General features: G+C 36.3%; 5 protein-coding genes. All 5 read left to right on the forward strand.

Annotated features, from left to right (window positions below):
* Positions 1-2 precede the first annotated feature (2 nt).
* The 5 genes from AC1F2U_RS16605 to AC1F2U_RS16625 all read left to right on the forward strand — a co-directional run bounded on the left by AC1F2U_RS16605 (position 3) and on the right by AC1F2U_RS16625 (position 12,627).
* Complete coding sequence (locus AC1F2U_RS16605) at positions 3-6,065, forward strand: beta-ketoacyl synthase N-terminal-like domain-containing protein (RefSeq protein WP_480262087.1); 6,063 nt, start codon at positions 3-5, stop codon at positions 6,063-6,065.
* Positions 6,062-7,465, forward strand: a complete 1,404-nt coding sequence (locus tag AC1F2U_RS16610; protein WP_480262088.1) for a condensation domain-containing protein — start codon at positions 6,062-6,064, stop codon at positions 7,463-7,465. Before AC1F2U_RS16605 ends, AC1F2U_RS16610 begins: the two co-directional genes overlap by 4 nt.
* 114 nt (positions 7,466-7,579) lie before the next feature.
* The gene (locus AC1F2U_RS16615) at positions 7,580-8,461 is read left to right on the forward strand and encodes a cupin-like domain-containing protein (protein ID WP_480262089.1); all 882 of its coding nucleotides are present in this window, start codon (positions 7,580-7,582) and stop codon (positions 8,459-8,461) included.
* Positions 8,462-8,546: 85 nt separating this feature from the next.
* Positions 8,547-9,803, forward strand: coding sequence for a diaminobutyrate--2-oxoglutarate transaminase (ectB, locus tag AC1F2U_RS16620; protein WP_480262090.1), 1,257 nt, complete (start codon positions 8,547-8,549; stop codon positions 9,801-9,803).
* 58 nt (positions 9,804-9,861) lie between these two features.
* On the forward strand, positions 9,862-12,627 hold the full coding sequence (locus AC1F2U_RS16625) for a non-ribosomal peptide synthetase (protein WP_480262091.1): 2,766 nt from the start codon (positions 9,862-9,864) through the stop codon (positions 12,625-12,627).
* The last annotated feature ends 11 nt before the right edge of the window (positions 12,628-12,638 follow it).

Genomic DNA, 12,638 nt, shown 5'->3' on the forward strand with positions numbered 1-12,638 from the left:
TAATGAATATTCCAACTGGTGCAGATCATAGTAATGGTTCAGAAATCGCAATTATTGGATTATCGGGAAGATTTCCCGGAGCTAAAAATATTGATGAATTTTGGCATAACCTCCAAAATGGGATAGAATCAATTTCTGTTTTCAGCGATGAAGAACTGTTAGAAGCAGGAGTAGATGCAGCGCTAATCGGCAATCCAAATTATGTTAAAAGAAATGCTGTAATAGAAGATGCAGAACTTTTTGATGCTGACTTTTTTGGCTTTAATCCCAGAGATGCAGAAATTACTGACCCGCAACACCGGATTTTTTTAGAGTGTGCTTGGGAAGCGCTGGAAAAAGCAGGCTATAATTCCGAAACATACAATGGTTCCATAGGGGTTTTCGCTGGTTCTAACTTAAGCGGTTATTTACTAAACATTTATTTTAATCAAAATATTAGAAACTCAGTAGACGAACAACAAATAGCGATCGCTGGCGACAAAGATTACCTGGCGACACGTACTTCTTACAAACTTAATTTAACGGGGCCTAGCTATACAGTTCAAACGGCTTGCTCAACCTCATTAGTAGCAGTACATTTAGCCTGCCAAAGTTTACTCAACGGTGAATGTGATATGGCTTTGGTTGGCGGTGTTTCCATCAGCGCCGCAAGAAAAGCTGGCTATCTTTATCACGAGGGGGGTATTAATTCTCCTGATGGACACTGCCGCGCCTTTGATGCTAAAGCACGGGGAACAGTGGGCGGAGAAGGTGTAGGAATCGTTGTTTTGAAAAGATTAGAAGACGCTCTAACTGATAGAGATTCTATTGATGCTGTGATTAAAGGTTCGGCGATAAATAACGATGGCTCAAACAAAGTTAGCTACACAGCACCTCGGATAGAAGGTCAAGCTAAAGTTATCAAAACTGCTCAAGTTGTTGCAGAGTTAGATCCAGAAACAATAACTTATATTGAAGCTCACGGTACAGGAACATCTTTAGGAGATCCAATTGAAATCGCAGCACTGACGCAAACATTTCAAAGCAGCACAAACAAGAAAAACTTTTGTGCAATTGGTTCCCTAAAAACAAATATTGGGCACTTGGATGCTGCTGCTGGTGTTGCAGGTTTAATTAAAACTGTCTTAGCTCTTAAACACAAACAAATTCCTCCTAGTTTGCACTTTGAGCAGCCAAATCCTCAAATTGATTTTGCTAACAGTCCCTTTTATGTCAATAACAAACTTTCCCAATGGGAAGTAGATAAACATCCTAGACGAGCAGGAGTCAGTTCTTTTGGGATTGGCGGTACTAATGCTCATGTAATTTTAGAAGAAGCTCCAGTTTTTACCAGCAAGGAGAGTATTTCTCGCCCTTGGCAGTTGTTAGTTCTCTCTGCAAAAACTCAAACAGCTTTAGAATCTACTACAACTAACCTTATTGACTATTTAGCACACCATCCTGATACCAATCTTGCTGATGTAGCTCATACTTTACAAGTTGGCCGCCGAAATTTTAATCATCGTCGCGTATTGCTGTGTCAGGATACTCAAGATGCTATAAAAATATTAACAGCGTCAAATCAACAAGGAGTTTTGAGTAATTTATCAGAAACCCGTAACCATTCAATTGTATTTATGTTTCCCGGACAGGGAGCGCAGTATGTAAATATGGGACGGGAATTATATGAAACAGAAGTAATTTTTCGGCAACAAGTTGATGATTGCTCTGAATTGCTAAAACCCCATTTAAAATTAGACCTGAAAGATATACTTTATCCCTCGACAGTAGAAACTACACAAGAACAACTTAAACAAACTTCCTTAACGCAAGTTGCGCTATTTGTAATCGAATATGCACTTGCTAAACTTTGGATGGCGTGGGGTGTACATCCGCAAGTAATGATTGGTCACAGCATTGGTGAGTATGTGGCTGCTTGTATTTCTGGTGTTTTTTCTTTAGAAGATGCATTGACTTTAGTCGTAATTCGCGGACGACTGATGCAACAAGTTGAACCAGGATCGATGCTTTCCGTTTCTCTCTCTGCCAAAGAAATACAACCTATGTTAGGTTCAGAACTTTCTTTAGCAGCTAGCAATGCGCCATCTCTTTGTGTGGTTTCTGGCGCTACTAATGCGATCGCAACATTACAAAATAGTTTGATTGAGCGAGGTGTTGATTGTCGTCCCCTGCATACATCTCACGCTTTTCATTCTCAGATGATGGAGCCGATTTTAGAGCCATTTGTACGGCAAGTTAAAGAAGTCAACCTACAACCACCTCAAATTCCTTTTGTTTCTAATGTTACCGGAACTTGGATTACAGCAGAGCAGGCGACCGATCCTGACTATTGGGCTAGACATCTACGGCAAACCGTATTATTTAACGAGGGAATCGCCGAATTGCTGCAACAGCCAGAGCGAATCCTATTGGAAGTTGGCCCGGGACGAACATTAACTACCTTAGCCAAACGACAGTTGATTTCACCGCCTGTAGTTCTAACTTCGTTGCGACATCCCCAAGAGCAAATTTCTGATGTAGCATTTTTGCTCAATACTCTCTCTCGGCTTTGGCTATCAGGATTGCAAATAAACTGGGCAGGCTTTTATACAAAAGAGCAACGCAGACATATTCCTTTGCCTACCTATCCTTTTGAGCGTCAGCGTTACTGGATTGAAGCTAATCCCGAAAGTGTATTATCAAAGGCATGGCAAAAATCATTAGTTAAAAAGCCAGATATTGCCGATTGGTTTTATATTCCAATTTGGAAACAATCTACACCACTTGAGTTTTTCCAAGGTAAGGAACTAGTAACTGAGCAAAACAGCCACTGGTTAGTTTTTATCGATGATTATGGAATTGGAGGCGAAGTTGCTAAACGACTCGAACAGCAAAGTCAAAATGTAGTTACAGTTAGGGTCGCAGACAAATTTACTAAACTGAACAAATATACATATACCATTGATCCACAGCAAAGCGATGATTACGATGCCTTGTTTCAAGAACTCCGAAAAGAGAGTTTGATTCCAAATGGATTAGCTCACTTTTGGAGCATTACGCCAGATGATACTTTATCTGGCAATAAGTTCAGAAAACAAACGTTGGAAGATTACCAAAATCTTGGTTTTTGGAGCTTATTGTATTTAACCCAGGCATTAGGAAGGCAAAATATCAGCAATTCTCTGAAGTTAAGAGTTGTAACTAATAATCTATATAATGTCATTGGTGATGAAATTTTATGCCCAGAGAAAGCAACAATTTTGGGGCCGTGTAAGATAATTCCCAAGGAATATTTAAACATTAATTGCTGTGCGATCGATGTAGTAATTCCTGCTTATAATGTCCCACCAACACAAAAATTTATCGACTATCTGATTACTGAACTGACAACACAGCAAACCGATAATATAGTTGCTTACCGTGGATATCATCGCTGGATTCAAACCTTTGAAGCTGTCCGTCTGGATGGAAGCACCCCAGCTAAAACTAAGTTAAAGCCAAGAGGAGTTTATTTAATTACTGGTGGACTTGGTGGTATAGGTTTGGTGTTGGCGGAATATTTAGCCAAGACAGTACAAGCTAAGTTGGTTTTAATTGGAAGAAAGGGATTACCGGAGCGATCGCAGTGGGAACAGTGGTTAGAAACTCATGATAGCCAAGATAGTATTAGCTGTAAGATCCAAAAAATGCTTGTACTGGAAGAGTTAGGGTCAGAGATTGAGGTTAAAAGTGCCGATGTTGCCAACTACGAACAAATGCAAGTAGCTGTTACTGAAGCCTTAGAAAAATTTGGTCAAATCAATGGTGTTATCCATGCAGCAGGTATTGCTGGTGGTGGCATTGTTCAATTAAAAACACAGGATTTAGCAAACAGCGTATTAGCACCAAAAGTTAAGGGCACATTAGTATTAGAGGAGATTTTTAACTTAAAAAATATTAATTTAGATTTTTTAGTACTTTGTTCATCTCAAAGTTCAATCTTGAGTGAATTTGGACAGGTAGATTATTGTGCAGCTAATGCATTTCTGGATATTTATGCAGATTATCGTACTGCTAAATCCGATCAATTTACAGTGGCAATCAACTGGGGTACTTGGCAAGAAGTAGGGATGGCAGTAGAGACAGCACTACCAGAACAATTAAAGCATCAACGTGAAGAGGATCTCAAAAAAGGAATATTATCTCAAGAAGGTGCCGAAGCTTTTAATCGGATTTTGCTAAGTAGCTTGCATCATGTCGTTGTCTCTCCACAAGACTTCCAAACGGTAATTGAGCAAGACAATTCTTTCAATTATCTAGAACAAGAATTAGCGTTTTTATCAGATGTATCAAAAACAAATCTTTCTCAACTAAGCCATCCACGTCCAAGCTTGGTAAATGCTTATGTTGCTCCTCGTAACGAAATAGAGCAGAACCTTGCTGACATTTGGCAGCAATTTTTGGGCATCGATCGAGTTGGAATTTATGACAACTTTTTTGAGTTGGCAGGAGATTCGATTATTGCAATTCAAATTGTTGCCAAAGCTAATCAATTAGGTTTAAAGCTAACTTCTCAACAAATGTTCCTACACCAAACTATTGCTGAATTAGCAACAGCCACAGGTGCAGATCCAAGCAAGGAAAATCAAAATAATTCCAGAACTGGAAAAATACATCTCACCCCCTTTCAGTATCGTTTATTCGATAAAAATCAGTCAAACGAACATTTATTAAGCCAGTCTTTATTACTAGAAATTCCACAAATATGCAATCCCCAAATATTAGAGCAGGCTGTACGATATGTGATTGAATATCATGATGTATTTCGTCTGCGTTTTATTCAAAAAGAATCTGGATTGCAGCAAATTGAAGCTGGCACTAACGATCTAATGGTGTACAAGCATATAAATTTGTCTCAAATTTCAAAAAATGAGCAAAAATATGCTTTTGAATCTGCTATCATAGAATCACAAAGCAACTTCAATTTAAGTGAAGGTCCACTAGCAAAAATTGCTTTTATAGAATTGCGATCGCAGCAAAATAGCTACCTAATAATTAGCATTCATCATCTTTTAGTAGATACTGTTTCTTGGCATATTTTGCTAGAAGATTTACAAACAGCCTATCAGCTACTCACTCAAGGTAAAGCAATCCATTTGCCTAATAAAAGCACTTCATTCAAGCGGTGGATGCAGTGTGTGCAAGAATATCACCAAGCTTCAGAAATGCTCCAGGAGCAAGACTACTGGTTGGCAAAAGCCGAAAAACCTTTCCACAGTCTACCTGTTGACTATTCTGCAAATGAAACTACAATAGCCAATGTTGACCGAGTATCAATTTCTCTAAATAAAAAGGAAACGCAAGCATTATTGAAAAATGTCAATAAGGCTTATAATACCCAGATAACCGATGTTCTATTAACAGCGTTGGTACAATCTTTTGCAAAGTGGACGGGCGAACAGCAACTATGGGTAGATATTAAAGATAATGGTCGAGATATAATCTTCAAAGATGTAAATGATATATCTCTATCTCGTACAGTTGGTTTATTTACAACTTGCTTCCCAGTCATTTTAGATATAACAGAGGTTTCTAATCAAGGCAATGCATTAATAGCAGTTAAAGAGTATTTACGCAGCATTCCAAATAAAGGTATTGGTTACGATATATTGCGCTATATAACCAACAATTCAGAAATAAATTCAAAGCTACAATATTTTCCGCAACCTCAGGTAAGTTTTAATTACTTAGGTAATTTTGACCCTACTATATCGCAGTCATCTTTATTTGATTTAACCGAACAGTCTATTAGACTTAGCGAAAGTTCAAGTGCGGAAAGATTTTACTTACTGGAAATAAATGGAATTATTGTTCAAGAACAACTGCACTTGAATTGGACTTATAGTTCAGCCGTTCATCGTCGAGAAACAATTGAAACTTTAGCACAAAGCTTTATTGAAGCTACACAAAGCCTTATTGCCCACTGTGAGTCTCTTGAAGCAGAAAAATATACACCTTCTGATTTTCCCAGAGCAAACTTGAACCAACAAAACCTAGATAAATTTCTGGCAAAAATTAACCGAGCGAGTGAAAAAAACGCACAATGAAAACAGAAAATGTCGAGGACATTTATGAACTAACACCCGTACAAAAGGGTATGCTCTTTCACTGTTTGTATGCAAGCGAGTCAGCATTATACTTTTTTCACCATACCTTAACTTTGTATGGTAATCCAAATGTAGAGGCTTTTGAGCAAGCATGGCAACAAGTAGTTGATAGACATACAGTTTTGCGTACAGGATTTTATTGGGAAGACATTGATAATCCATTACAAGTTGTCTATAAACAAGTAAAAATTACCTTAAATCAATACGATTGGCGTGGTGTTGAGGAAGCAGAACAACAAAAGCGATTAAAATCATTTCTAGAGAGCGATCGCCAATTAGGTTTTGACTTTTCGCAACCATGTCTAATGCGGATAACTTTAATTCGCTTTGCTGATGAACGCTATGAATTTATTTGGAGCAATCACCATATCACTACAGACGGATGGTCTGGGCCAATAATATTAGAAGAATGCTTACAAATTTACGAGGCGCTTTGTGAATGCAAAAAAGTGACTTTAGCACCAGCTCGTCCTTTTCGGAATTATATCGACTGGTTGCAGCAACAGAACATAGCTAAAACTGAAAGTTTTTGGCGCGAAGCATTACAAGGAATCAAAGCACCAACTCCTCTAACTTATATAGAAAATAATCAATTATCTAACCAAGAAGAAAGGTACGATGAGGAGATAATTAAACTATCGGAAGCAACTACAAAATCACTCTTATCTTTTGCTACCAAAAACCGCCTTACCCTTGCCACATTAGTTAATGGAATCTGGTCTATCCTCCTTAGTCGTTACACCTGTCGTAACAATGTAACTTATGGGTTCACTGTTACAGGAAGACCAGTAGATTTAGTTGAAGTAGAATCAATGGTTGGTATGTTCATAAATACCTTACCAATAAATGTCAAGTTAAATACCGATCAGCAGGTTTTGTCATGGCTACAAGATTTTCAGATCCAATTAGTAAAAGCACGTCATCATGAATACACTCCGCTTACTCAAATCCAGGGTTGGAGTGAAGTACCACGAAATTTACCTATGTTTGAAACAATTGTTGTGGTTGAAAACTTTCCAGTCAGCCAATTTTTAAAAAAATGGAAAGGGAATATAGAATTTGAACTAACTGGAACTTATTACAGAAATAACTACCCTTTGAATTTAGTTATATATCCAGAAACCGAAATTGTAGTAGCAATTTCATACGATTCTCGCAGATTTGACATTGCTACAATTACCGGGATAATTAAAGATTTTCAAATACTGCTACAACAAATCATGGTTAATCATCATGTTCAAATTAAGGACTTATCATTTTCAACACTACAGCAACAGCAAATATCAAAGCTTTTAGAAAAAGAAGCATTTTTTGATTGGCAATTAGTTCCAATATCTTGAAATAATGATAATAAGTTAGCTTTTTTTAGAACGCTTTAAAAATGCTTTTTCTACTAAAAAGCCAAAATATGGCTCGCATTTATGATAATTAACAAGATTTTAAAGGATAAAGCTATGATTGTTTCATCGGCAATAGAAAGAAGATATAAACTTTCAAGTGATGAATTCCATAAAAATTATGTTGAATTAGGAAAGCCAGTCATAATTTCTGGAGTAATTAGTAATTGGAATGGTTTTGATAAATGGTCTTTAAAATATCTTAAAAATTTATCTCCTTCTTTAAATATTTACGCAAAGAAATTTAGCGATAAGGAAATCGAGATATGTAGTCTGACAATGGAAAGATATATAGAATTAATAGAAAATTATGAACAAGATCCTCAAAATAATGCTCGGCCGCCATATTGTCATGACCTACCTTTATTTAGCTTAATACCTTCTTTAGTGAAAGATGCTCAACCATTTCCTTATGATTATTTGCCAGAATGGTATTGGCATAAGTGGTGGCGTTACTGCCAGTTTTTCTTAGGTTCTTCTAATAGTGTTACACCATTACATTTTGATTGCCTTTTGACTAACAATATTTTTTTTCAGATTGTTGGACGCAAACAATTCACTATATTACTACCTGAAGATGCCAAATATTGTTATCGCAAAGGCTGGCGATGGTTTCTCGTTAATCCAGAAAATCCAGATTTAAATAAATATCCTGAATACAAAAATGCAAGACCGATTAAATTTATTGTGAATCCTGGAGATATTTTATATATGCCCCCCGGAACACTGCATCATGTTCGGAGTTTAGATATGTCGATTTCTTTTAATATAGATTGGCATACTCCAAAAAGTTCGCTCAATGGTCTAGCAGCTATTACAAAAGGTATGCCAATTCAAAACTTATACTATAACTTTTTGTTAGTTATGGGTTTAGTTTTAAAACTACCTCCTCAGATTATTTTTAAATTTTATAAGTATTATCTAAATTATGTTTCTTAAAAAGCAATACGTTTCCTCAAAGATATGCAATATACATAATCGCTTGACTGATTAATCCCTTTCGTAATTCAAACAAAACACTCTTATGAATATATTTGAAAAGTGTGAATCGAACGTCAGAAGCTATTGCCGGAATTTCCCTGATATATTTCATAGAGCTAAAGGTTCTATAATTTATTCAGACTCAGGAAAGGAATATATTGATTTTTTTGCAGGAGCAGGTGCTTTGAATTATGGGCATAACCATGACTATATAAAACAAAAGGTTATGTCATATTTAGATGCCGATGGAATTGCACATGGTTTGGATATGTATACTTCAGCTAAAGAGAAATTTTTAGCTAAGTTTGATGAGGTAGTATTAAGTTCAAAACAATTAGATTATCGCATTCAGTTTTGTGGACCAACAGGAACAAATGCAGTTGAAGCAGCTTTAAAGTTAGCCAGAAAAGTAAAACAAAGATCGGGTATATTCTCCTTCATGGGAGCATATCATGGAATGACTTTAGGAAGCTTATCTATTAGTGGTAATGTCGGAATTAGAGCAGGGGCAATTGGGACATCAAATAATGTAACCTTTATGCCTTATCCTTATGGATTTATGGAAAGTTTTGACACAATAGAATATATAGAAACAGTTTTAAATGATGTCAATTCTGGAATTGAAAAACCAGCAGCAATAATTTTTGAAACAGTGCAAGCTGAAGGTGGAGTTGTTATAGCTCCTATTGACTGGATGCAAAGACTGAGGAAGTTGTGTGACGAGAATGATATTTTATTAATTTGTGATGATATTCAAGTCGGCTGTGGTCGAACAGGGCCTTTCTTTTCTTTTGAAAGAGCAGATATAGTTCCCGATATGGTAGTACTCTCTAAATCTATTAGTGGGTATGGGTTTCCAATGTCGCTATTATTGATTAAGCCGGAGTTGGATATATGGGAACCGGGTGAACATAATGGTACTTTTAGGGGTAATCAATTGGCATTTGTAGGAGCTACAGCTGCTCTAGAGTATAGAGAAAGTTGTAATTTTGAACAAGATGTTAAGGCTAAAGAGATTTTCTTGAAAAATTTTCTAACTCAACAAATATTACCAATTAATGAATGCATATCAATCCGTGGAATTGGGATGATTTGGGGTATTGATGTTAAAAACTTTGGCGGTAGTAGCTTAGCTAAAAGTATCACATCGCGTTGTTTTGAACTAGGATTAATAGTTGAAAGAGCAGGCAGAAATGATACTGTTATTAAAATTTTACCTCCTTTAATAATTGATATGCTCACTTTAGAAAAAGGATGTTTCATTATCAAAGACGCTTTTGATTATTGCATACAAAACTAGATATACATACTAGTATTTACAACTCGGAAAAGAATTGGTTACAAGCCAGGGGAAAACTATGGGTATACATTTACAGTCAAATGACTTCTTCTCTCAAAAAATCTATTGGATAAATCAACTATCGGGAGAACTACCAGAAACAAATCTGATGCTGGACTATGTAAGACCTTTGTTTTCTAGTGGTAAAAAGAAATCTCTGAGTTTTGATTTACCAATTGATTCATCTCAATCAATCATTAAGCTAGCTAAAGGCTCTTACTTTTCAATCTATTTGATGCTTGTAGCTTGTTTTAACATATTGCTACAAAAATATACTAGAAATAATGATGTTATTATCGGAATACCAGTATATGAGGAAATTGGTATCGATTGTGTAAATGCTAAAGTTCTTCCTTTGCGTACTCAAGTCACACCTCAAGTTTCATTTAAAGATTTTCTTTTTCAAATTAAAGATGCTACGATCGCAGCTTACAGTCACCAAAACTATAATTTTGATGAACTAATTGATTTATTAGAGCTACCAACAATTCCTAATCGCCATCCGATTTTTGACATAGTAGTTTGCTTAGAAAATATTCATAATAAAAATAACTTAAGCCAACTAAATAATGACATCACAATTTCTTTTACAGTTAGCGGTGAAAGTATTAGTGCTAACATCGAGTACAAGGAAGATTTGTTTCAAGATGAAAGTATAAAATTAATCAGTAAATATTATACTAATCTTCTGGAAAATATTACAAATAACGCTGATACTAAAATCTCAGATATGATTTTCTTAAAATCAGCCGAGCGCTATAAGTTATTAACAGAATTTAATCAGCAAGTTAAAGATTATCCCATTCAGCAAACAATCAATCAATTATTTGAAAAACAGGTATCTGAAACTCCAAACAAGATAGCTGTTATTCATCAACAAACTCAACTAACGTATCAAGAACTAAATCACCAAGCTAATCAGCTAGCTGAATTATTACGAAAATTAGGAGTTCGTCAAGGAGAGTTTGTAGGAATTTTCAAAGACCGCGACATCAACTTCCTGATTGCTATTCTTGCTATATACAAGGCAGGCGGAGCATACGTACCCATTGATAGCACTTACCCAGAAAATCGAATTAAGTATATGCTATCCAATAGCGAAGTGAGATTTTTGTTAACCGATTATTCGCTATTGAATGTTCTGTCAGACTTGGCAGAAGGCTGTTCTCAATTATCATCTATTATTTGCTTAGATAGCATTGCTAATGAAAAGCCGCTACTGACTAAATCACGAGATTTAAAAATTTATAATAAATTGGATTTTGAGCAACTATCTCATGATAATCTAGAAAGTATCAATGATGCTGTTGACCCAGCTTATATGCTTTATACTTCTGGGTCTACAGGATTACCAAAGGGGGCAATTGTCAGGCATGATGGTGCTGTTAATCATATTTATGCCCAATTTGATGAGTTAAAGTTAACGCCAGAATTTTGTTTTCTCCAAAGCGCTCCTTCTTCTACAGATATTTCTGTCTGGCAATTTTTGGCACCACTTTTAATTGGTGGGAAAACAGTAATAGTAGATATCGAAACCGTTGCGATTCCTGAGCAGCTATTTATTGCACTCAAATCACAAAAAATCACAGTTGTTGAATTAGTACCAGCATTATTTGTCGGCTTGCTTGAATATACTTCCCAGCTACCGATTCACCAAAGAGAATTACCTGATTTGAAATGGATGATGGTTGTCGGGGAACCAGTATCGGTCAGTTGGGTTAATAAGTGGCTTGAGATATATCCTGAAATTAAAATTGTTAACGCCTATGGTCCGACTGAGGCTGCTGATGATATTACCCAGTTTATCGTTCACAAGCCTTTGCCAGAAAATCAGCGAGCAGTTCCAATTGGGAAACCATTAGCAAACTTAAATCTCTACATTGTAGATGGGGAAATGAAACTATTACCCATTGGCGCTCCTGGAGAGATTTGTGTATCGGGTATTGGTGTTGGTGATGGCTACTGGAAAAATCAAGAAAAAACTAATTTCAGTTTTGTTCCCAATCCGTTTACAAATGTTACCCAGAAGTTACCAGAAAATCGCAAAGATTTAATTTATAAAACTGGAGATTTAGGAAGGTGGCTCCCTGATGGGAATATAGAATTTCTGGGGCGTATTGACCATCAGGTCAAGATTCGTGGTTTCCGGGTTGAACTTGGAGAAATTGAAACATTTTTGCTTCAGCACCCAAATGTACGTGAAAATGTAGTCGTGGTTCAACAAGACGAACCAGGTAACTTGCAATTAGTTGCCTATGTGGTTGCTAAGACACAAGCAGTTCCTAATATTAGTGAATTGCGTAGCTTCTTAAAAGAAAAGTTACCTGACCACATGTTACCCTCTGCCTTTGTGATGCTGGAAAATCTACCCCTAGCACCTAGCGGTAAGCTAGACCGGAAAGCTCTGCCAAAACCAGATAATCTTCGCCCGAAATTAGAAACAGCTTACGTATTGCCGCGAAATGAGATGGAACACGCAATTGCTGACATTTGGCAAAAAATACTTAAGTTGGAGAAAGTCGGTATTCAAGATAACTTTTTTGACCTTGGTGGTCATTCGCTAAATGTACTTCAGGTTTATAGCAAACTGCGGGAACTTTATAAAGCAGACTTAGTAATAACCGATCTATTTAAATATCCAACAATTAGTTCTATATCGCGGTATTTAAGCCAAGAAGATGATAATAGCTTTGCAAATCAAAGCAATGAGTTAAATGAACAGTTAGAAGCTGGTAAAGCAAGATTAAAGCAACGTTTTTTACAAAAAAAGCAACAGATCGTTTAATATTTACTATT

The organism is Nostoc sp. LEGE 12454 (genome assembly GCF_056620565.1).

What these genes read in the sequence shown, in the direction of transcription:
- AC1F2U_RS16605 (WP_480262087.1), top strand. Translation starts at nt 3, where the DNA reads ATGAATATTCCAACTGGTGCAGATCATAGTAATGGTTCAGAAATCGCA.
- AC1F2U_RS16610 (WP_480262088.1), top strand. Translation starts at nt 6,062, where the DNA reads ATGAAAACAGAAAATGTCGAGGACATTTATGAACTAACACCCGTACAA.
- AC1F2U_RS16615 (WP_480262089.1), top strand. Translation starts at nt 7,580, where the DNA reads ATGATTGTTTCATCGGCAATAGAAAGAAGATATAAACTTTCAAGTGAT.
- ectB (WP_480262090.1), top strand. Translation starts at nt 8,547, where the DNA reads ATGAATATATTTGAAAAGTGTGAATCGAACGTCAGAAGCTATTGCCGG.
- AC1F2U_RS16625 (WP_480262091.1), top strand. Translation starts at nt 9,862, where the DNA reads ATGGGTATACATTTACAGTCAAATGACTTCTTCTCTCAAAAAATCTAT.